Source organism: Citrobacter sp. wls827, assembly GCF_005280875.1.
In the GTDB taxonomy this organism is placed as follows: Bacteria; Pseudomonadota; Gammaproteobacteria; order Enterobacterales; family Enterobacteriaceae; genus Citrobacter; species Citrobacter youngae.
In genome coordinates this window covers 364,805-386,686 of sequence record NZ_SZWR01000017.1, presented here as the reverse complement: position 1 = coordinate 386,686, position 21,882 = coordinate 364,805, and the positions used below count along the sequence as shown (strand labels likewise).

Below are 21,882 nucleotides of genomic sequence, written 5' to 3'. Positions count from 1 at the left end.
GATGGCGCCGGGTGGCGTACAGACTCACCCGGCGAAAAACTTAGGACTGCAGATACACCACTTGCGTTTGCAGGTATTCGTTCAGACCATGTTTACCATCAGCCCCGCCAATCCCGGACTTACGCCAGCCAGCGTGGAAGCCCTGCATCGCCTCGAAGTTTTCTCGATTAATATAGGTTTCGCCAAACTTCAGCCCCTTAATCGCTTTCATCGCCGTATTCAGATTCTGCGTATAGATCGATGAGGTCAGACCGTAGTCGCTGTCATTGGCCATTGTCAACGCCTGTTCCAGCGTATCAAACGCCACCACCGGCAGCACCGGACCAAACGTCTCCTCGTGCATAATCGCCATCTCCTGGCGCACGTCTAACAGTAACGTCGGCGGGTAGTAATAACCTTTGCCGGCAACGGCTTTACCGCCCAGAACCACTCTGGCCCCTTCCTGCACTGCGCACGCCACTTTCTGTTCCACACGTGCCAGCGCAGCCGCATTAATGAGCGGCCCCATCGCGATGTCATTACGCTCGGCCGGATTGCCAAACTGCACGGCTTTCATTGCCTCTCCCAGACGATTCACAAACTGGTCATAGATACCTTTCTGGACATACACGCGTTCGGCACAGTTGCACACCTGACCGGTATTGATCACCCGCGAGTCAACAATCGCCTTCACGGCCAGCTCAAGGTCAGCATCGTCCATGACGATTGCCGGCGCTTTGCCGCCCAGCTCCAGACATACCTTAGTGATATTTTTCGCTGCCGCAGCCATGATTTTCTCGCCCGCCACAACGCTGCCGGTCATGCTCACCATCGCCACTTTGGGATTCCCGGCAAGTTCCTGACCGACTGTTTCACCGCGTCCCAGCACCAGGTTAAAGACTCCGCGCGGTAAACCAATGTCATCAACAATTTTGGCAAAGGCGATGGCGTTATTCGGTGTGAATTCACTCGGCTTAATGACAATGGTATTCCCCGTCAGCAAGGCGGGAGCCAGTTTGCGGGCGATCAGGAAAAACGGGAAATTCCACGGCAGAATGCCCGTCGTCACGCCCAGTGCACGCTTAAACAGCAGAATATTCTCGCCCGGGCGGTCGCTTTGCAGGATCTCACCTTCATAACGACGTGCCCATTCCGCCATGTAATCGATATAGTCGGCGGTAAATGAGACTTCGACCTCGGCCAGTTGCTGTATTTTTCCACCTTCCGCCACAATCAACGCACTGATTTCAGCGGCTCGCTGACGGATGCCCGCAGAAATTTTGCGTAACCAGTTCGCCCGTTCAATAGCTGGCAGAGCTTCCCATTGCGGCTGAGCACGCTGTGCGGCATCGATCGCTTTACGCGCATCTTCAGCGCCCCCATCGGGAATACGCGAGATAATCTCTTCGGTCGCTGGATTGATGACATCAATCCAGGCATCGTCGTGCCAGGTCACAAACTGCCCATCAATATACATAGGATGTTGTACGGGTACTGACATGCGCTTCTCCTGTGATTGATTTGTTTTTAACAAGTAAAACTATTGTTAATTAATACCAATCATGCATGACGCATTACTGCTGGAATTGTCGTTCTGTGAGCCGCTTCATAAAAGCATCTGGTAATGTCATGGCGGAGGGGAAAAACAGACAGGATTTATGCCCGTTTGCGGCAAAACGCCGACAAACGGGCAGCAAAGATTACAGCGATCGGCTCGCCAGCAGGTCAGTCAGCGCCGTATCGTTTTGCAGATGCAACCATGCATCCTCAACATTCTGCGGAATATCAACATGGGCGATAAAATCACGACCACGAGGGCCATAGCCGGTTGCATCATCGCGCAGTCTCGGCAATTCGCCGGTAATCAGTGAAAGATAGCGATCCACAGACCACAGCCCCTCCGCAGTTGGCGCGAAATCCACACCACCGTTCTGTAGAGTCAACTCAGGGATAAAACCGGGAAAACTCAACCAGCGCGGCGCCTGCAGAAAATCACGGGTTACACGCTGAAACGTCGCCATCGTGCGGCGTTGCATTGTAGGGTCCTGCACCACAATGACCGTGTGAATATTTTCTGTCGCCTGGTTCAGTAAGGCACAACTAAAGCGTGCATTCTCACCACAGTTTGTTGACTGGTCTTCCACCCAAATCGTCTCACCCGGAATTTGCCAGAACTGGTGCGCAATATCAGCCAGGATCGCAGCTTCTGCTCGTCCGCTGGTGCGGATGATGTTATAGCGAGGATGCTCTGCAATCGCGTCATACAGAAAGCGCGTAGAATGACCGATGCCACCGCTAATCAGTAAGGGAACCTGTTGTTCTTTCGCGATCCGACAAGCGGCGTCGATGGTCGGAATAACCGCGTTGCCCGCCAGAATCACGCAGTCTGACTGAACGGTGATGTTCTCCATAAAATCATTCTGCGCCAACCATCGCCCTACGGTATTTATCGCCGCAAGGGTGGCTGCGGAAAGTATCGGGAACTGACTCATACTCATAACTCCTGGTGTTTATTCTTTACCGGGTACAGATGCCGGATGGCGGCTATGCCTTATCCGCCCTACGGTCCAGCATCGCGTCACCCCGTAATCTGCTCCATCGCCTGCAGAATACGTTTATCGGAGATCGGATATGGTGTGCCAAGCTGCTGGGCAAAATAGCTGACTCGCAGCTCTTCTATCATCCAGCGGATCTCTTTGACATCATCATCTTCACGCCGCGCGGGCGGCAGTTTATTGAACCACTGCTGCCAGGCCTGCTGCACACTATCTACTTTCAGCATCTGCGCCCGATCGCGGTGTGGATCAATCGCCAGTTTCTCCAGCCGTTTTTCAATGGCCTGCAAATAACGCAACGTATCGCCCAGACGTTTGAATCCATTGCCGGTGACAAATCCACGGTACACCAGCCCGCTCATTTGCGCTTTGATATCCGAAAGCCCCAGCGCCATGGTCATATCCACACGCCCTTTCAGACGTTTGTTGATATTAAATACCGCTGTCAGGATCTGTTCGACCTGCTTCGCAATATCGACCACTGTGTCATTCAGCTCGGCCCGCACTTTTTCGTGCAACGTCGCAAAACCCTCTTCCGTCCACACCGGGCCGCCGTTAGCGTCGATAAGTCTATCCACACCGCAGGAGATACAGTCGTCAATCAAATCCAGCACTTTGCCATACGGGTTAAAATACAGCCCCAGCTTCGCTTTGTTGGGCAGTTTCTCGTGTAAATATTTGATAGGTGATGGAATATTCAGCAACAACAGGCGGCGTAAACCGCACCACATCGCCTGCTGTTGCTCCAGCGGATTATCAAACAGTTTGATAGCAACGCTGTCATGCTCATCCACCAGCGCAGGCCACGCTTTGACTTTATAGTTGCCGCGTTTTTGCTCGTAACTTTCCGGCAACTGGCCGAAGCTCCAGATGTGCAATCCGCTCTGTTCAATACCGTCATCCGCCACCGCAGACAACGTTTCCTGGACTTTACCCTTCAACGCATCTTTCAGATCCTGCAGTGAGCGTCCTTCCTGCAGCTTTTTGTTCTTATCGTCGACCACCCGGAACGTTATTTTCAGATGATCGGGCACCTGATCCCAGTGCCAGTCGTCACGGTCAACGGTGACGCCGGTCATGCGGCGCAGTTCACGCTCCAGTGAATCCAGCAGCGGCAGTTCCAGCGGCGTCACTCGGCCTAAAAACGCTTCCGCATAGTTCGGTGCTGGCACAAAGTTACGCCGTACCGGTTTTGGCAGTGATTTAATCAGGGCGATCACCAGTTCACGGCGCAGCCCCGGAATTTGCCATTCAAAACCGCTCTCTTCGATCTGGTTAAGCAGCGGCAGCGGAATATGCACGGTCACGCCATCTGCATCAGCGCCGGGTTCAAACTGATAGCTCAGACGCAGTTTGAGATTGCCCTGATGCCAGAAGTTCGGGTAATCCAGCTTGCTGATTTTCTCCGCGCCCTCTTTGATGAGCATGCTCTTTTCAAAGTTGAGCAGATCCGGTGTCTCGCGGCTAACCTTCTTCCACCAGCTGTCAAAGTGGCGGGCAGAAACCACATCATGGCTGATGCGCTGGTCGTAAAACTCAAACAGCGTCTCATCATCGACCAGAATGTCGCGACGGCGTGATTTGTGCTCCAACTCTTCCACTTCCGCACGCAACTTGAGGTTGTCACGGAAAAACGCATGGCGAGTTTGCCAGTCGCCTTCCACCAACGCATGGCGGATGAACAGTTCACGCGACAGGACTGGATCGATCTGGCTGTAGTTCACCTTACGGGCGGCCACAATCGGTAAGCCGTAAACGGTGACCTTTTCTGTCGCCATTACAGCACCCTGCGCGCGTTCCCAGTGCGGTTCACTGTATGAACGTTTGATCAGATGCTGGGCAACCGGCTCCACCCACTCGGGATCGATACGTGCGGCAATACGTCCCCACAGGCGGCTGGTTTCCACCAACTCCGCCACCATCGTCCATTTCGGTGGTTTTTTAAACAACCCAGAACCGGGGAAGATCGAGAAGCGGGCGTTACGCGCGCCGGTAAATTCCTGTTTATCGGCATCTTTCATCCCGATATGCGACAGTAACCCGGTCAACAGCGCAACGTGAATTTCCCGATACTCAGCAGGTTCGCTGTTAACCGGAATACCCAACTCTTTCACTACCTGGCGCAGTTGCGTGTAGATATCCTGCCACTCTCGCACGCGCAGGTAGTTTAGAAAATCAAGTTTGCACTGGCGACGGAACTGGTTTGACGACAGCGCTTTTTGCTGCTCGCCAAGATAGTTCCACAGGTTCACAAACGCGAGGAAATCAGACTCTTTGTCGTGGAAGCGGCGGTGTTTCTCGTCAGAAGCCTGTTGCTTGTCCATTGGACGCTCGCGCGGGTCCTGAATGGACAGCGCCGAGGTAATGATCATCGCTTCACGTACGCAGCCATGTTTTTGCGCTTCCAGCACCATGCGCGCCAGACGCGGATCCACCGGCAGTTGCGACAGTTGACGACCCAACGGCGTTAACTTATACGCGGTTGCCTGTTCATCGGTGGTTATCGCCCCCAACTCTTCGAGCAGGCGTACCCCGTCCTGAATATTGCGTTTATCCGGTGCTTCAACGAACGGGAATGCCGCGATATCCCCCAGTCCCAGCGCAGTCATCTGCAAAATAACGGATGCCAGGTTGGTACGCAGGATCTCCGGGTCGGTAAACTCCGGGCGCGACAGGAAATCGTCTTCGGAATACAGGCGAATACAGATCCCTTCAGAAACACGACCGCAGCGGCCTTTACGCTGGTTGGCAGAAGCCTGTGACACCGGTTCAATCGGCAAGCGCTGAACTTTGGTGCGGTAACTGTAGCGGCTGATACGCGCAGTGCCCGGGTCAATTACATATTTGATCCCCGGCACGGTTAGCGAAGTTTCCGCCACGTTGGTAGCCAGCACGATACGGCGGCCGCTGTGCGACTGGAATACGCGGTTCTGCTCGCTGTTAGAAAGACGCGCATAGAGCGGTAGCACTTCGGTATGGCGCAAATCCAGCTTATTCAGCGCATCCGCAGTATCGCGAATTTCGCGCTCGCCGCTCATGAAGATCAGAATGTCGCCCTGACTTTCACGGCCTAACTCATCTACGGCATCAAAAATCGCCTGCAGTTGGTCACGCTCGGTGTCATCTGCATCTTCAACAATCGGGCGATAGCGCACTTCCACCGGATACGTTCGGCCGGAGACTTCGGTAATCGGCGCGTTATTGAAATGCTTTGAAAAACGCTCCGGGTCGATGGTCGCCGAAGTGATAATAATTTTGAGATCCGGACGACGCGGCAGGAGTTCTTTCAAATAGCCGAGCAGAAAATCGATATTCAGACTGCGTTCATGCGCTTCATCGATGATGATGGTGTCGTACTGCATCAGCAGCCGATCCTGCTGAATTTCCGCCAGCAGGATACCGTCAGTCATCAGCTTAACCATGGTGTTGTCACTGACATGATCGCTGAAACGCACTTTATAACCGATACAGCCGCCCGGCTCGGTTTGCAACTCTTCCGCAATACGGTTCGCCACGGTGCGCGCCGCCAGACGGCGCGGTTGAGTATGGCCAATCAGCCCTTTCACCCCACGCCCCAGCTCCATACAGATTTTCGGTAACTGGGTGGTTTTCCCCGAACCGGTCTCACCGGCCACAATCACCACCTGATGGTCGCGAATAGCGTCCAGAATATCCTGCTTTTTCTGGCTGACGGGCAGGTTTTCCGGATAGGTAATCTCCGGACGCGCCGCTTCGCGCAGCACGACTTTACCTGCTGCCTGCGCGATCTCTTTCGCCATCTCCTGGTAAATGGCCTGTTGTGCATCAGGATTTTTAACCTTCTTCACGCCGTGCAGGCGGCGGGCAAAACGCTGTCTGTCGCGCAGCATCAGTGAGTCCAGCTGTTGCTGCAGCATGTTGAAGGTTAATTTTTGTTGTTCTGTCATAGCGTTAGAGGGCAGTGCTCTGCCGGGTTAAATCTCTTGTAGATGATAGGTATAGAGTACCACATCGGCGCTTTTCATGTGTTGTTCAATAATTTCGAACATAGGATTCGATATATTGCGCTATCACTGCGGCAGGATTGTGAATAAAGTGTCAACAAGCAACGGGGCACATCCCCTTCAAACACATAAAAGGAAACACCCATGAGCAAGGTATTAGTTCTTAAATCCAGTATTCTGGCAGGGTACTCTCAGTCTGGTCAGTTGTCTGATTATTTTGTTGAACAGTGGCGTGAAAAGCACTCCGCTGATGAAATCACCGTCCGTGACCTGGCTGCAAATCCTGTTCCGGTGCTGGATGGCGAGCTGGTGGGTGCGATGCGCCCGAGCGATACGCCGCTGACGCCACGCCAGCAAGAAGCGCTCGCGCTGTCCGATGAACTGATCGCTGAGCTGAAAGCGCATGATGTGATTGTTATCGCCGCGCCGATGTATAACTTCAACATCCCAACGCAACTGAAAAACTACTTCGACCTGATTGCCCGTGCTGGCGTGACCTTCCGTTACACCGAGAAAGGCCCGGAAGGTCTGGTAACTGGAAAACGTGCGATCGTGCTGACCAGCCGTGGTGGTATCCATAAAGATACGCCGACCGACCTGATCACCCCGTATCTGAATGTGTTCCTGGGCTTTATCGGTATCACCGACGTGAACGTCGTCTTCGCGGAAGGCATTGCTTACGGTCCGGAAGTGGCATCTAAAGCACAATCCGATGCAAAAGCGGCAATCGACAGCGTCGTCGCTGCCTGATGATTGACCCTCTCACCATCCGGTGGGAGGGTTTTTACTTCTTTGCTTGCTTCCCGTGAATGCGATTAATATCACGCCAGATGGTTGCGTAATCCCTGCACTTCGCCAGATTCTCTTCCCAGCAATGCTGTAAAAATTGTTCCGGCTCCGCGACATCCCGGCTTAACAGCTTGAATACCCAACGATTCCAGACACACCACTTGAAAAGCCACATGATTTCACCCCAGGACGCTACCGGAGGGGAACTATATCAACATCGATATCATGCAGTGTGGCAACTATTGCGATATCGATGAATAATTCATGTGAATGCAATACTTGTCAGCTCCTGCTCAGAAATGAATTATTATTTCCTTAACCATTTCCCATTTATGCCCTGTACATACTCGCCGGGTTTGGCGCGAGCAACCAGCTTTTGTCCGGCCATTTTCGCCACTTCATCTGGTGGAATGTTGTTACTCTCAGCCAGTTGCTGATAGCTGGCGTTGCGCGCTTTATTAATCTCATTCACCAGCGCCTGCGTTTCGGCATCGGTTTTCAATGCCACCAGATAACCATTAAGCGTTTCGCCTACCCGTCCCTGGGTTCTGGCTTCATTCAGCGTCAATGCCCATACGTTGCCGCTCAAAAAACTTAACGCCACCAGGATCGCTACAAGCTGTTTTTTCATCGTGACCTCAGAACAGATCGCTGCGCGATTTCAATAAACTCTCGACGTCTTTATCCACTTTGATATGGATCTCGTGCTCGATTTTGACGTTCATATTGATAGTGATGGGCTCTTTAGGCGCAGCCACTTCGATTCTGGGGGTACACCCCGCCAGCAGAGATGACGCAAGCAGTCCCAGCATGGCAGCTATCGTTTTCATTGTTGTTCCTCACATTCCTTGCCTTCCGGGCAATGGGTTTCTGGCAGCGCTGCATTTTGTTCAAGCCATGCCTGTAAATTGTCGCCAAAACGCAAACTGCGCCATAGCGTAAAGACGTTTTCCTCGTGGGTGTAATTCAAATTAACCGTTCCCACTTTGCCATCCACCCGACTGTTGCCAGTCACCGTTGCCTGCATGGTTAAAACACCGAGGTTATCCAGATTTATTTTCGTCCAGGAATGGCTTATTTCCATATAACGCAGCCAGTTAATGGCCGCACCGGCCGCCATATTATCTTTGACGACGGCATCCGCCGTGTCCTTATCAATACGCAACGTCATTGGTCCTGGGTTGGTCAGCCAGCCGTCTTTGATGATCCACTTTTCGTTATTCAGCCATAACGGTAACGCACCGCTGACCGGACCCGACATAGCAAACTGCTTCGGATTTACCGCACTGATGAGTTCGCTGGAGGAGATATTCTGCACCCGTAACAATGCCGGGTCGTGCTGCGGCATCCGCAGTTGTTGCATAACCACTTTGCCACCCAGTAGTTCGGCGCTGACATCGCTTAACAGCAACGGATTGTCTTCACTCCAGGGATACCCGCCCTGCAGATCGGCGGTGATGTTTGTCGCAGCAACCTGATTCACAACTTCTGCAATACGTAATGACACCGGCCCCCGCGTACCCAGTTGCCATACGCCTTCGCTAAAACGAAACGGCAGCACAAAATCGACACCGTTAATTTGGTTATCAGGCATCCAGGCACTACCCCCTTTCAGTACACCGTGCCCCCCCGCCTCAAAGCCCTGCTCCGGCGCAGCAGAGAACGCCACCTGCGCATAAAGTTCACCTTCGCGCAGATTCATTTTCCAGTCCGGTGGTACCAATGGCTGGAAAACGGTGAGTGATTGTTTTGGCCACCAGGCCTGGCCACCAGGCCTGGCCACGCAGACGGATCCCATCCCAGCGCCCATTCAACTGTACAGGACCAATTGCTCCGGCATGAAGTTGACCTTTGAACTGGAAAATCGTCGGATCAGTCCCTTCAACACTGAACTTCAGCGTTGAAGGAGGTAAGACGCTGCCCCCGCTAAAGAGTGTATTTCCGGCATCGAGCGAAAGCGCACCGCTAAACGTCGGTTTTTCGGCATCACGGACCCACACAATCGGCGCATCCATCACCAGACGCGGGTTTTCCACCTTCATGGTGCCATATTGCAGTTGGTCAAACCCGGTCGAGAGGTCGAAAAGTCTCAGGGTGTTGTCGTGCCACTCCCCTTTGCCCGCGACATCCCAAAGCGCATGCATCGGTGTAAAACTGCCTTTGCCCCAATACCGCCACTGCCAACGACCGGCATCAGGAAGAAAATCATTGGCCAGACCATCAAGGTGTAACTCAAAGTCACCCATCTGGTTCTCATGCGCTCGTAAAATGGCCTGCAGACGCCCATCCACACCGCGCTGTGTCACTTTAACGCCAGCCAATGGCCAGCGAATTTCGTCAATATCGAGTGAGTCGATGACTCGCCCACGGGAACGCAGCAATGCCCCTGGCTCGAAAGCGAGCTGCGGATCGATCAGGCTTCCGGTAAGTCTGGCGGGTAACTTCGCGTAGAAGATCAGGTCATCCTGTTTCGCCTCACCGATCAACTGTAACGGCATATCGCTACTATCCACACCGAGCCTACCTGGCCCTAACGTTAATACGGCGTTTCCTTTACCGGCATCGCCTTGCGTCAGAATGTTCAGACGCCCACTCACCACGGCATTTTCCAGACCGGCCTGCCAGTTTTCAACTTTCACCCCCAGACGCCCACTTAACGGGAACCCCTGATAAGGCCAGTTCCAGCGACCGTCACTGATAGTCAGTTGCTGACGCGTTATTTCCCATGGCAGATCGAGAAGCGGATCGGCCGCATCCCGTGCCATGACGATCAGTTGTCCGCTGTTTTCTTGCCACTCAAGTTCGGCGTCAACCAGCGTTGGCTCCTGCGGCAAGCTCAGAGTAGCAACCGCATGCCCGCTCACTGGTAGTCCATCAGGAACCAGCGGCATGGTAAATTCACCGACCAGTTTTATCGGCGGCTGCCCTTCAAATGCTGCAACATCCAGCTCATTTACCGTCAGATTCTGTCCGTGCAGACGCCCCTGAAATTTAACTTTTTCACCCTGGTAGCGCAGCTGCTGGGTAGAGGGCGTTAGCGAGAGCGACAGTTTCCCCTGCCACTCCTGCCATGGAGAGAGAATAACGTTGTCGATGTTAATCCAGGTATTGGGTAGCATTGATTGCCATTCAGCCAGCGTTTTTGGCGCTACCGGCGAGGATTCTGCCTGCGGCAATTTGGCCAGGCAAGCCGAGTCGAGCTCAATTGTCCCAACATTAAGCAACCAGCGGCTGGGGTGAGAGAGCTCTGCCTGAGTAATGCGCGCTAGCGGGCAATCATCGACCAGATAGCGAAGTTCCGGGATATGCAGCCCATGCTGTGTCAGCCGTGGGCTCTCATCCAGCGCAATACGCGTGCCGACAGGCAACCAGACGCCCACCAGCGTGGGAACCCACAGGCCAAGGGTCATGACCAACGTCAGCGGCACGAGAATCAATAATAAGAGGAGTGCCAGTACGGCTTTATATTTACCCTTCATGGGTAGTTAATATCCTGATTTAGCGAAAATTTAAGCCGGTTTAGGCCAGTATTGTGGCATGTTTAGCTAAACATGCCCACCTTAAGAATAGATACCATTGAAATATATGTAATATTTATAGGTTGTGGGTAATAAAAAATAGTGGTCTCTCAGTGAGATACCCTGTACCACATCCGTCAGTGGCGCAGAAAACCGACCATTTTTTCGCCCTATTAGCCCTATGCCGTGCCTCATTTCTGATGAAAGGCAATGCCCAATAATTTGTCGAGCACAATATTAACCAGCGAAATAGCAATCTTCTCAACCTGAGCTCTTGCTGCAATTTCCACCGTGTTTTTATATTGTCGCAGCAGTTGATCTCTGGCGTAGAGCAACGCCTCCAGTTCACTGTCACTCAGTTTTCCCTGCCCACGAAGACGCAGCCAGTACGCAATTTTCTTACCGGTATCGTTTATTACCTCATTCGTATCTTTTGCTGCCGAGAGCAAGAGCGCTTTCAGTTGTTCTTTAATGGATTCAGCAACCTCATTTTTAATCGCATTCATGGCATCATCAATATCTGACATTTTTCATCCCCTATTTTACAACAGACCCCACACGGGAACTTTCTCCCCGAATGGCCAGATCGTAGTTCAACTTAACTACATCGGTTTTTTCATCCGCATAGACGACGCTAAATAACTTTTTATCCTTCATCGCCATTCGGCAATCACTCTCAAAGACATTATCGAGGTAATGAATAGCCCGTACACGTGAGTCATCATGCTTGCCTGCAGCATATTCCGTCGCCTCACGGAACTTGAGGTCCCCGGTATCGCAAGTAGCCTTTACCTTAGTTTCATCAAAGGTATTCCCGGGTTTAGCTGTATTATCTTCGAGAAATTTAAGGTGGAACGCCTTTAAATTTGTGAAGTTCTGGTACGCGCCTGCATCGTAGTGTGAAACGAATAAGGCACACCCACTCAGTAAAAGGAAAGTGCAAAACATTAGCGGGGCAGCGTATTTAAGCACTATATTAGATCGTTTCATTTTTCACTCTCCGCGATACCCCATGATGGCAAACAGCGTTTCCCCTCCTTGTACGTCGCTGGCAAGGAATCCGTCGGCGGTGAGCGCCAACGGGCGTCGTGTCACCGAATTACCAACATTACCGCCAATAATTTCAATCTCATTAGTGCCTACGGAAACAACTAAGTCGGTGTGACTGCTGTAGTTGCCCAGATGCTGATGATCGTAATCAACGACTTTGTCGGGGTCTCTGTCCCAACAAACTAAATCCCCCACCTGCGGTTTACGCTCATTCAGCCTGTATCCCCAGTACAACGCTTTAGCATTACCCTGATTTCTGTCGCGGATCGATTTGCTGATGTACGTCGCATGCGAAGCAGAGTAGGAAAAACGCTCCCCCGCGCCAGCCTGACGTATGGCCCATGAAATGAACGCCGCCGACCACGGCCAGTCATGATCTCGCCCGTCCAGATCGTCCCGCCCGATTTTTGCCCAATACAGGCCAACACGTTGCCACCAGCCATCCTCACCCTCTTTGTGCCCGGAATGAAGAAGGCCACCATTGCGGTTGTAGCGCTGCTCGCCAAAAAAATGCCACTCGTCAGCGGCGATCGACGCGGCGTTATCCGCAAAACCAGAAACGGGTGCTTCCTCACCAAAATACGGAACGCTGGGTTGTTCCACCGGAGGTATCGATGTCTGAGTGATTGATATATCAGGTAAGGGCCTGACGGGTATACCGTTAGCGTTAATGGGGACCTGCGAAAGATCCCAGTTGCCGCGATCTATTTCAAATCGCAAACATTTTGTACGATAAACGGTAGGATGAAGTTCGGGGTTGCTATGGTTGGCTAACCATGAATTTCTCACTTCAACATACTGGGAAATCCAGGTGTGTTCATCACCGCCACTGGCTGGAGGCACCTCACGAAACTGGGCGCGCAAGAACGTCAAAATAGTGCCGCTATGAACAAATGAGTCATAGATGACCAGAAATGAGAGCGCATCTTTAAAACCAAAGTCCTGTGCCCATTTCAGCGCAGGCAGATAGTAGCGCTCATCAAAGAACCGATCCTGTACCGATTTCATTATCGGATCATCGCGCCCTGCTCGTCGTAATAAGTCCTTAAACGGTTCATTGTCAACCAGTGCGATATTACCTATCTTTGCAACATACGGAGCAAGATCGGCACTGAATCGCCCATTTGCATTAACGTAGCGGGTCACCAGATCCTGCAATTTGCTGTATTCCGTAGTTTGTGAACGACCGTAAGTGATCTGCCTGATCCCGTGAGGACCATCATGGAATATCGCGATAGCCGAGTAATCGCCTTCGGCCGAGCCGGTTTCAAACGCATTCAAAACTCGTTCACAGAGACTTTTCTGTGCGGGTGTAAGTATCATGATGCCCTCTCTGTCGATAGTTAACCGTTACACTTCACTTACTTTTCGGACTGTCGGATTTACCCGGTGCTGCTGGTTTTGGGCCAGTTGAACGGACCTGCATAACCCGTTGAAGAATATCGAACCAGAAAGGTCCGCCGAGTGAGACGGCGAAAATAGTCACCAGCAGGCCCACCACTTTTGCCAGCCATTCAGCCCCCCCTTGCGGCCATCCTTTCCAGCCCAGTTCGAAGCCTGCAGACTGCATAACGGCAATCGCGTGGTTATATTTGCCTTTAGCTGTCGCGATGCGCTCCTTGTCCTGAGCCTGATTTTTCGCCTCATTGACTTCCTGCTGCGCGATCGCCACCATTTTTTCTCGAACATCAGGATTGGAGGCCAGCACAGTCGCAAGGTTGAGGGTGTCAATATTCCCCCCAAGAACCAGAACGGTGGCGACAATCAACGTGATGGTCTGCATTTTTCGTTTATACCAACCCGAGGCGCGATCCATTACCGCATCAAACTGTTTTGCAACCGCGTTGCGAAACGTGGCTGCGTTATTGCCCGTCTGCGCCACCACTGTTTCGAGGATGCCTTTGATCCGATTATTTTTGGCATTTCCCGGCATGGCATTCACTCCAGCGGAGAGCGTTGCCATCGCACTTTTGCTGACAACTAACGCCTCCACGACTTGCGCGACAATGTCTGGGGGAATATAGGAAGGACGCCCCTGGTTTCCTTTACTTAGGGACTGAATTAACGGATGTTCAAAAAACTGAGTAATAAATTGCTGATTTTGCGACAGATCGCCTGAAAGGAACTCGCTCAGCGCCACGTCAAGATTTTGACTACGAATACGGGTCCACGCAGAAATAGCTTCAACAATCGCGGTACATGCTATCCCAAACATGAAATACACAGTCATTATCCCAATTAATATATCAAGCGTTTCAAGTCCAAACATATTGTCTCCCTCACGGTGAAGAGCGTTTGGTCAACCGATAGCAGAAACCATGCGGGTTGCTTCCTGAAAATATGAGTCAGAAACAGTGAGTATTCGGTAAGAGGTTCGTAGTAATTACTAGCGCGGTATCAATCAGAAGTCTGATGTCCTTTGGCTAGCCACATGCGTTATCTAATAAACAGTCACTAATAAAATATTACTATCCTGTCAGTCCAAATTAAAACCATTTTATTAATGCCATTCCCTGCGGAAATACGTAAATCTTAATTACCCCGATTAATTTTAGTTGGTAACATTCAGAAAAAATCAATAAAGGAAAGACACTCCAACCAAGTTTAAAGCAAGGTCAAGCAAAATGAAAATATTAAAATACATAGTGTTCAGTATTTTTATAGCCATACTAAATGGTTGCGGCATGTCCAACACAGGTGTTACCAGTATGGCATCTAGCAGCAATGAAATAAATATATTAACTCAAAAACCAGATTATGCCATTGTCAAGGTTTTGTATGCCACCGATAGAAATTATAACAGCGGCGCACCACCCAACCAATCATATGGAATCAATCGAGCCTCAATCTCCTATGGATTCTGTGAAGTTAGCATTCCTCGACACCACATTATAGGAGTAACTGAACAACCTTCATTTTTAAAGCTTGAGTTCAAAGAAGATCCCAAAAAACACGTGGCCTTACTTGGTGTAACGCCTTTAGCTAGAAATATTTTTTTCAATTACCTTGTATCCACAGTAAGCAATATACCAGAGAAAAAGACCTTCATTTTCGTTCATGGGTATAATGTCTCATTCGCCGAGGCAGCCAGAAAAACAGCTCAAATATACTATGATTTAAACATCGATATGGTCCCTGTTTTTTATAGCTGGCCTTCACAGGCCAGAACTTCTGCTTATACCATCGATGAGCAAAATGCTGAGTGGACACAAACCAACCTAAAAAATTTCCTTATCGACTTTCTTGAGAAATCCGATTCAAAAAATATTTACCTGATAGCCCACAGCATGGGTAATAGAATTTTATCGCGGGCGATTATTGATGTATTGAATACAAATACAGATTATCGTAATCGCATAAAAGAGGTCATTCTAACTGCTCCTGACATAGATGCCGATGTTTTCAAACGAGACATTGCCCCTGCACTGGTGGCACAAGGAGAACCTGTTACTTTATATGCTTCATCAACAGATAAGGCGTTAGCCGCATCCCAGACGATACACCGTTATCCGCGAGCGGGTGATTCGTCTACTGGTTTGATTTATTATCCTGGAATAGAATCGATTGACGCAACTAATGTTGATACTAGCTTTATAGGCCATAGTTACCCAAGCGAAGAACGTTCTGTGCTTTCAGATATTTTTTATCTTATTAATGATAACAAGCGAGCATCCCAACGCATCGGGCTAAGCTACATTGAAGCTGGGCAATACTGGAAAATCAATGAATGAATAAATAATGAATTCAAACATTCTGAATAACACAAGTATACCCTGTTCGGCGATAGTAGACTCCTGGAGACAAGAGTCTACTATCAGTACGAATGTCCATAACCAGGAACGACCAGGTAAAAGCTAACACTCATGTGTCGAACTACATTTAACCTTATGTATTTGCTATATATCTAGTTATGTTAAGACATCCCCTAAGGAAGAATATGACTGTGCCACTTTCGTCTGCCCCTCATCCCTCTGCTCACGGCATTTTGCCTGCCCACGTTAGCCCATCAGGCAACGTTGAATAAAGTCAAAGAAGCAGAAAGCCAGCTCACCGCACGCGTTTATGCCGAGCTGGATCTCACCAGCGGCGCTGGTGCTATCACCCGTTGACGCCGGGCAAGAGCAGCTCAAACCGTCGCATTAAGTACGGCCAGCCTGACCTGGTCGAGTACTCGCCGGTAACGGAAAAACATCTTGCGGACGGCATGACCGTCGGCGAATTATACGATGCCGCCATCACCCTATGCTGAGTAAAGTGGTTTAAATCCAGCAATGTGCCCACATTAAGAAGAGATACTCTAGAATTATTCATTATATCTATGACTACCAATAACTTTTTAGATTTTGTAAAATAATTTGAACTGAATTAATGTGACGTCAAAATCACTGGAGAAAGTCTTATGAAACTCGCCATCTATAGTACAAAACAGTACGACAAGAAGTATCTGCAGCAGGTTAACGAGGCTTTTGGTTTTGAACTTGAATTCTTTGACTTTCTGTTGACGGAAAAAACAGCGAAAACCGCCCATGGTTGTGAAGCCGTGTGCATTTTCGTCAACGACGATGGCAGCCGCCCTGTTCTGGAAGAACTGAAAAAGCACGGTGTGAAATACATCGCGCTGCGCTGCGCCGGGTTCAATAACGTCGATCTGGACGCTGCGAAAGAGTTGGGCTTGCAGGTTGTACGTGTTCCTGCCTATTCACCTGAAGCCGTCGCCGAACATGCAATCGGTATGATGATGACGCTGAACCGCCGTATCCATCGTGCTTATCAGCGTACTCGTGACGCCAACTTCTCTCTTGAGGGGCTGACCGGCTTTACCATGTATGGCAAAACGGCTGGGGTGATTGGTACAGGTAAAATCGGTGTTGCTGCACTGCGGATCCTGAAAGGGTTTGGTATGCGCCTGCTGGCGTTTGATCCCTACCCAAGCGCTGCTGCGCTGGAGTTAGGCGTTGAATATGTCGATCTTAAAACACTGTTTGCGGAGTCTGATGTTATTTCCCTGCACTGCCCGTTAACACCAGAAAATTATCATCTGCTCAATCACGAAGCTTTTGAGCAAATGAAAAATGGCGTGATGGTTATCAACACCAGCCGCGGGGCGTTGATCGATTCTCAGGCAGCAATCGACGCGCTGAAAAACCAGAAGATCGGTTCCCTGGGGATGGACGTGTACGAAAATGAACGCGACCTGTTCTTTGAAGATAAGTCCAATGATGTGATTCAGGATGATGTGTTCCGTCGTTTGTCAGCCTGTCATAACGTCCTGTTCACCGGGCATCAGGCATTCCTGACTGCCGAAGCGTTGACCAGCATTTCTGAAACAACCTTGCAGAATCTGGCTCAAATCGCCAAAGGCGAAACCTGCCCGAACGCCCTCTTCTAATCATTCCGCTCCCCCGCCTCCGGGGGAGCATTTTCAGATAACCCTCGATGATAAATCTGGCGATATCATTACCATCATGAATGCAATTCCGCCACGAACGTAGAGAAAGTTAATGAAGAAAATTGTCACGCTGATTGCGCTCAGCATGCTTATGGCTGGCTGTGTGAGCAATGGAAAAATTTCCGTCAATCGCGAACAGTTACAGCACCACCGTTTTGTTTTACAGAGCGTCAATGGCAAGCCGGTAACCGTCGCCAATACCCCACCTGAATTAAGTTTCGGTGAAAATATGACGGTGTCGGGAAAAATGTGTAATCAGTTCCACGGTCAGGGCAGGCTGTCCGACGGTGAATTAAAAGTGAAAGACATGGCAATGACGCGCATGATGTGCGCCGATCCACAGCTTAACGCGCTCGACGGTATCGTCAGCGAGATGTTTAAGCAAGGCGCACAGGTTGATCTGACTGCTGACCAGTTAACACTGGCCACGGCAGAACAAACGTTGACGTTTAAACTGGCAGATTTAATGTAGTAAAAGCAGTGGCTCAATAATTCCCACAGCTTCCGGCGGCAAGCGACTGCTCACTACAGCGTTTGCCGTTAGGTAATGCACACATCCCGATAGCAGAACCATCCAGTTGACGGGCAACGGATAGCGAACCGCCAATCATGGCACAGTTGGCTTCTCCGGAGCTGGACATTGCGGCCTTCATGCCCGGTGCAACGTGTGCGGCGGTTGCCTGCTGAACAGGTTCACTGCTGCAAGCCGATAATAATAACGCGGCACACCCTACCCAAAACGCTGCGCGCATCTTACTCCCCTCTGAATATTAACCAAACGACACAGCCATAAATAATAGGCAGCGGAAACACTGCCGTCGAGAGGCAAAATGCGCATTTATGCGTGCTGTTTACATTTTCTGGCAATTTTTTGGCTCCTCCTTTGATCAAACCATTCATTCTGCTTATTCCCAGGACACAAAAGCGAAAATCTGTCTTTAGCGCTTTTGCTAAAATAGAAAGATATAACTACAGGATTCGCCGCGGTTACGCGGATCCCTCTTTTTGCGCAATGTAAGGGTGTCAGTATGCAAACAATTGACGGTAATGGTGCGGTTGCTTCGGTCGCATTTCGTACCAGCGAAGTTATCGCCATCTACCCGATTACACCAAGTTCGACGATGGCGGAACAGGCAGACGCCTGGGCCGGGAACGGGCTTAAAAACGTGTGGGGGGATACCCCTCGCGTCGTTGAAATGCAGTCGGAAGGCGGTGCGATCGCGACCGTTCACGGCGCGTTGCAGACCGGCGCGCTCTCGACGTCGTTTACCTCATCGCAGGGCCTGTTGCTGATGATCCCAACGCTGTACAAACTGGCCGGTCAGTTAACGCCATTTGTGCTGCACGTTGCCGCGCGTACGATTGCTACTCATGCGCTGTCTATCTTCGGTGACCATTCCGACGTAATGGCGGTGCGCCAGACGGGTTGTGCGATGCTCTGCGCCAGCAGCGTCCAGGAAGCACAAGATTTCGCACTGATTTCACAAATCGCCACCCTGAAAAGTCGGGTGCCGTTTATTCATTTCTTTGATGGTTTCCGTACTTCGCATGAAATCAATAAAATTGTGCCGCTAGCCGATGACACGATCCTCGGACTGATGCCGCAGGCGGAAATCGATGCGCATCGTGCCCGCGCGCTGAACCCTGAACATCCCGTTATTCGCGGGACATCTGCGAACCCGGATACCTACTTCCAGTCGCGCGAAGCGACAAACCCCTGGTACAACGCGGTTTACGAAAACGTCGAACAGGCGATGAACGACTTCGCCGCGGCGACGGGCCGCCAGTATCAACCCTTTGAATATTACGGTCATCCGCAGGCAGAACGCGTCATTATCTTGATGGGTTCTGCGATTGGTACCTGCGAAGAAGTCGTCGACGAGTTACTTGCTCGTGGAGAGAAAGTTGGCGTCCTGAAAGTTCGACTGTTCCGCCCCTTCTCCGCCAGACATTTACTGCAAGTATTACCAGAAACGGCGCGTAGCGTTGCCGTTCTGGATCGCACCAAAGAGCCTGGCGCCCAGGCAGAACCGTTGTATCTGGATGTAATGACCGCGCTGGCAGAAGCCTTTAACTGCGGTGAGCGGGAAACCCTACCGCGCGTCATTGGCGGACGTTACGGGCTTTCTTCTAAAGAGTTTGGCCCGGACTGCGTCATGGCGGTGTTTAATGAACTGAGCAGCGCTAAGCCCAAATCACGTTTTACGGTCGGTATTTATGACGACGTCACCAATTTGTCGCTACCCCTGCCAGAAAACACCCTGCCCGGTACCGCGAAGCTCGAAGCGCTGTTCTACGGTCTGGGCAGTGACGGTAGCGTGTCGGCCACCAAAAACAATATCAAGATTATCGGTAACTCCACGCCGTGGTACGCGCAGGGCTATTTCGTCTATGACTCGAAAAAAGCAGGTGGCCTGACCGTTTCTCACCTGCGCGTCAGTGAGCAGCCTATCCGTTCCGCGTATCTGGTATCGCAGGCTGATTTTGTCGGCTGCCATCAGTTGCAGTTTATCGATAAATATCAAATGGCCGAGCGTCTGAAGCCTGGCGGTATTTTCCTGCTCAATACCCCGTACAGCGTGGATGAAGTCTGGGCGCGTTTGCCGCAGGAAGTTCAGGCGGTCCTGAATCAGAAGAAAGCCCGTTTCTATGTGATTAATGCGGCCAAAATCGCGCGCGAGTGCGGTCTGGCTGCGCGTATTAACACCGTGATGCAGATGGCATTCTTCCATCTGACGCAAATCTTACCTGGTGACAGCGCGCTGATTGAATTGCAGGGTGCGATTGCGAAAAGCTACAGCAATAAAGGTCAGGATCTGGTGGAACGTAACTGGCAGGCGCTGGCGCTGGCACGTGAATCCGTTGCCGAAGTGGCACTGCAACCGGTTGATCCACACAGCGCCAACCGTCCGCCGGTAGTTTCTGATGCCGCGCCTGATTTCGTGAAAACCGTCACCGCAGCGATGCTCGCCGGACTCGGCGATGCCCTGCCCGTTTCAGCGTTACCGCCGGACGGTACCTGGCCGATGGGCACCACGCGCTGGGAAAAACGCAATATTGCCGAAGAGATCCCAATCTGGAAAGAAGATCTGTGTACCCAGTGTAATCATTGCGTTGCCGCCTGTCCGCACTCGGCAATCCGCGCCAAAGTGATTTCACCAGAAGCGATGGAAAACGCGCCTGCCAGCCTGCATTCGTTGGATGTGAAATCACGCGATATGCGCGGTCAAAAATATGTCCTGCAGGTTGCACCTGAAGATTGCACCGGTTGTAATCTGTGCGTCGAAGTGTGCCCTGCGAAAGACAGGCAAAATCCGGAGATCAAGGCCATCAATATGATGTCGCGCCTTGAGCATGTTGAAGAAGAAAAAGTTAACTACGACTTCTTCCTCAATCTGCCGGAGATTGATCGCACTAAACTGGAACGTATTGATATTCGTACCTCGCAGTTGATAACGCCGCTGTTTGAATATTCCGGCGCCTGCTCTGGCTGTGGTGAAACGCCGTATATCAAACTGCTTACGCAGCTGTACGGCGATCGTATGCTGATCGCCAATGCGACCGGCTGTTCATCGATTTATGGCGGTAACCTGCCCTCAACGCCGTATACCACCGATGCCAATGGCCGTGGCCCTGCATGGGCGAACTCACTGTTTGAGGATAACGCCGAGTTCGGTCTGGGCTTCCGTCTGACGGTGGATCAGCATCGTGTGCGCGTCATGCGTTTACTGGAACAGTTTGCCGATAAAATCCCGGCTGAGCTAAATGACGCCCTGCACGCGGAGGCAACACCAGAAGTCCGTCGTGAGCAAGTTGCCGCGCTGCGCCAGCACCTGAAAGATGTCGAAGGCGCACAGCAGCTGTTAACCGATGCCGACGCGCTGGTCGAAAAATCCATCTGGCTGATTGGCGGCGACGGCTGGGCTTACGATATTGGCTTTGGCGGCCTGGATCACGTCCTGAGCCTGACCGAGAACGTCAATATTCTGGTGCTGGATACTCAATGTTACTCCAACACGGGTGGACAAGCATCGAAAGCCACGCCGCTCGGGGCCGTCACCAAATTTGGCGAGCACGGTAAACGCAAGGCGCGTAAAGATCTTGGCGTCAGTATGATGATGTACGGGCACGTGTATGTTGCACAGATCTCTCTGGGCGCACAGCTAAACCAGACGGTGAAAGCGATTCAGGAAGCGGAAGCCTATCCAGGTCCGTCGCTGATTATCGCCTATAGCCCATGTGAGGAGCACGGTTACGATCTTGCGCTAAGCCACGATCAGATGCGCCAGCTCACGGCTACCGGATTCTGGCCGCTGTACCGCTTTGATCCGCGTCGTGCAGACGAAGGTAAATTGCCGCTGGCGCTGGACTCTCGCCCACCGTCAGACGCGCTGGCTGAGACATTGATGAACGAGCAGCGCTTCCGCCGCCTGAATGCTCAACAACCCGAGGTTGCGGAGCAACTGTGGAAAGACGCAACGGCTGACTTGCAAAAACGCTACGATTTCCTGGCGCAATTGGCAGGAAAAGCAGAAAAGAGCAGCACTGATTAATACGCT

General features: G+C 51.3%; 16 protein-coding genes and 2 pseudogenes. 6 read left to right on the top strand and 12 right to left on the bottom strand.

Features of this window, described 5'->3' with window-relative positions:
* Window positions 1-40: 40 nt before the first annotated feature.
* The 3 genes from aldA to hrpA form a co-directional block, all read right to left on the bottom strand.
* A complete protein-coding gene (aldA, locus tag FDX03_RS12415) occupies window positions 41-1,480 on the bottom strand; it encodes an aldehyde dehydrogenase (protein ID WP_137345984.1) in 1,440 nt (479 codons plus the stop codon).
* Window positions 1,481-1,679: 199 nt separating this feature from the next.
* Complete coding sequence (locus tag FDX03_RS12410; RefSeq protein WP_170927359.1) at window positions 1,680-2,477, bottom strand: YdcF family protein; 798 nt, start codon at window positions 2,475-2,477, stop codon at window positions 1,680-1,682.
* 80 nt (window positions 2,478-2,557) lie between these two features.
* The gene (hrpA, locus tag FDX03_RS12405) at window positions 2,558-6,460 is read right to left on the bottom strand and encodes an ATP-dependent RNA helicase HrpA (protein ID WP_137345983.1); all 3,903 of its coding nucleotides are present in this window, start codon (window positions 6,458-6,460) and stop codon (window positions 2,558-2,560) included.
* 201 nt (window positions 6,461-6,661) lie between these two features.
* Here hrpA and azoR point away from each other — a divergent pair, with 201 nt between their 5' ends.
* Entirely contained in the window at window positions 6,662-7,267 is a 606-nt protein-coding gene (gene azoR / locus FDX03_RS12400) for an FMN-dependent NADH-azoreductase (protein ID WP_005126702.1), read from the top strand.
* A gap of 34 nt (window positions 7,268-7,301) precedes the next feature.
* Here azoR and FDX03_RS12395 read toward each other — a convergent pair whose 3' ends face one another.
* The 8 genes and pseudogenes from FDX03_RS12395 to FDX03_RS12360 form a co-directional block, all read right to left on the bottom strand.
* Window positions 7,302-7,481 (bottom strand): hypothetical protein, encoded by a 180-nt coding sequence (locus FDX03_RS12395; protein ID WP_137345982.1) that lies wholly within the window; start codon window positions 7,479-7,481, stop codon window positions 7,302-7,304.
* A gap of 132 nt (window positions 7,482-7,613) precedes the next feature.
* A complete protein-coding gene (locus FDX03_RS12390) occupies window positions 7,614-7,937 on the bottom strand; it encodes a YdbL family protein (RefSeq protein WP_101743034.1) in 324 nt (107 codons plus the stop codon).
* Between the two features lie 7 nt (window positions 7,938-7,944).
* Entirely contained in the window at window positions 7,945-8,136 is a 192-nt protein-coding gene (locus FDX03_RS12385) for a YnbE family lipoprotein (RefSeq protein ID WP_045442846.1), read from the bottom strand.
* Window positions 8,133-10,785 (bottom strand): annotated as a pseudogene (locus FDX03_RS12380) (YdbH family protein). Before FDX03_RS12380 ends, FDX03_RS12385 begins: the two are co-directional and overlap by 4 nt.
* 230 nt (window positions 10,786-11,015) lie before the next feature.
* Entirely contained in the window at window positions 11,016-11,351 is a 336-nt protein-coding gene (locus FDX03_RS12375) for a hypothetical protein (RefSeq protein WP_048211557.1), read from the bottom strand.
* Window positions 11,352-11,361: 10 nt separating this feature from the next.
* Entirely contained in the window at window positions 11,362-11,814 is a 453-nt protein-coding gene (locus FDX03_RS12370) for a hypothetical protein (protein ID WP_048211556.1), read from the bottom strand.
* A 3-nt stretch (window positions 11,815-11,817) separates the two neighbouring features.
* Window positions 11,818-13,197, bottom strand: coding sequence for a DUF2272 domain-containing protein (locus FDX03_RS22730; RefSeq protein WP_170973096.1), 1,380 nt, complete (start codon window positions 13,195-13,197; stop codon window positions 11,818-11,820).
* Between the two features lie 34 nt (window positions 13,198-13,231).
* Entirely contained in the window at window positions 13,232-14,143 is a 912-nt protein-coding gene (locus FDX03_RS12360) for a hypothetical protein (protein ID WP_101743035.1), read from the bottom strand.
* Window positions 14,144-14,498: 355 nt separating this feature from the next.
* Between FDX03_RS12360 and FDX03_RS12355 the strand changes: the two genes are divergently transcribed.
* The 4 genes and pseudogenes from FDX03_RS12355 (at window position 14,499) to hslJ (ending at window position 17,795) form a co-directional block, all read left to right on the top strand.
* Entirely contained in the window at window positions 14,499-15,605 is a 1,107-nt protein-coding gene (locus FDX03_RS12355; RefSeq protein WP_137345981.1) for an alpha/beta hydrolase, read from the top strand.
* Between the two features lie 225 nt (window positions 15,606-15,830).
* Window positions 15,831-16,117: pseudogene (locus FDX03_RS12350) on the top strand (hypothetical protein); the annotation flags it as partial.
* Between the two features lie 156 nt (window positions 16,118-16,273).
* A complete protein-coding gene (ldhA, locus tag FDX03_RS12345) occupies window positions 16,274-17,263 on the top strand; it encodes a D-lactate dehydrogenase (protein WP_048211554.1) in 990 nt (329 codons plus the stop codon).
* A 112-nt stretch (window positions 17,264-17,375) separates the two neighbouring features.
* A complete protein-coding gene (hslJ, locus tag FDX03_RS12340) occupies window positions 17,376-17,795 on the top strand; it encodes a heat shock protein HslJ (RefSeq protein WP_137345980.1) in 420 nt (139 codons plus the stop codon).
* A 13-nt stretch (window positions 17,796-17,808) separates the two neighbouring features.
* On the opposite strand, the gene FDX03_RS12335 is transcribed toward hslJ, so the two are convergent.
* A complete protein-coding gene (locus FDX03_RS12335) occupies window positions 17,809-18,075 on the bottom strand; it encodes a DUF333 domain-containing protein (RefSeq protein ID WP_003020360.1) in 267 nt (88 codons plus the stop codon).
* Window positions 18,076-18,351: 276 nt separating this feature from the next.
* Here FDX03_RS12335 and nifJ point away from each other — a divergent pair, with 276 nt between their 5' ends.
* Entirely contained in the window at window positions 18,352-21,876 is a 3,525-nt protein-coding gene (gene nifJ, locus FDX03_RS12325; protein WP_137345979.1) for a pyruvate:ferredoxin (flavodoxin) oxidoreductase, read from the top strand.
* Window positions 21,877-21,882: the final 6 nt, after the last annotated feature.

Excerpts from the sequence above, each read along its gene's own strand:
- aldA (WP_137345984.1), bottom strand. The coding sequence starts at position 1,480 with ATGTCAGTACCCGTACAACATCCTATGTATATTGATGGGCAGTTTGTG.
- FDX03_RS12410 (WP_170927359.1), bottom strand. The coding sequence starts at position 2,477 with ATGAGTATGAGTCAGTTCCCGATACTTTCCGCAGCCACCCTTGCGGCG.
- hrpA (WP_137345983.1), bottom strand. The coding sequence starts at position 6,460 with ATGACAGAACAACAAAAATTAACCTTCAACATGCTGCAGCAACAGCTG.
- azoR (WP_005126702.1), top strand. The coding sequence starts at position 6,662 with ATGAGCAAGGTATTAGTTCTTAAATCCAGTATTCTGGCAGGGTACTCT.
- FDX03_RS12395 (WP_137345982.1), bottom strand. The coding sequence starts at position 7,481 with ATGTGGCTTTTCAAGTGGTGTGTCTGGAATCGTTGGGTATTCAAGCTG.
- FDX03_RS12390 (WP_101743034.1), bottom strand. The coding sequence starts at position 7,937 with ATGAAAAAACAGCTTGTAGCGATCCTGGTGGCGTTAAGTTTTTTGAGC.
- FDX03_RS12385 (WP_045442846.1), bottom strand. The coding sequence starts at position 8,136 with ATGAAAACGATAGCTGCCATGCTGGGACTGCTTGCGTCATCTCTGCTG.
- FDX03_RS12375 (WP_048211557.1), bottom strand. The coding sequence starts at position 11,351 with ATGTCAGATATTGATGATGCCATGAATGCGATTAAAAATGAGGTTGCT.
- FDX03_RS12370 (WP_048211556.1), bottom strand. The coding sequence starts at position 11,814 with ATGAAACGATCTAATATAGTGCTTAAATACGCTGCCCCGCTAATGTTT.
- FDX03_RS22730 (WP_170973096.1), bottom strand. The coding sequence starts at position 13,197 with ATGATACTTACACCCGCACAGAAAAGTCTCTGTGAACGAGTTTTGAAT.
- FDX03_RS12360 (WP_101743035.1), bottom strand. The coding sequence starts at position 14,143 with ATGTTTGGACTTGAAACGCTTGATATATTAATTGGGATAATGACTGTG.
- FDX03_RS12355 (WP_137345981.1), top strand. The coding sequence starts at position 14,499 with ATGAAAATATTAAAATACATAGTGTTCAGTATTTTTATAGCCATACTA.
- ldhA (WP_048211554.1), top strand. The coding sequence starts at position 16,274 with ATGAAACTCGCCATCTATAGTACAAAACAGTACGACAAGAAGTATCTG.
- hslJ (WP_137345980.1), top strand. The coding sequence starts at position 17,376 with ATGAAGAAAATTGTCACGCTGATTGCGCTCAGCATGCTTATGGCTGGC.
- FDX03_RS12335 (WP_003020360.1), bottom strand. The coding sequence starts at position 18,075 with ATGCGCGCAGCGTTTTGGGTAGGGTGTGCCGCGTTATTATTATCGGCT.
- nifJ (WP_137345979.1), top strand. The coding sequence starts at position 18,352 with ATGCAAACAATTGACGGTAATGGTGCGGTTGCTTCGGTCGCATTTCGT.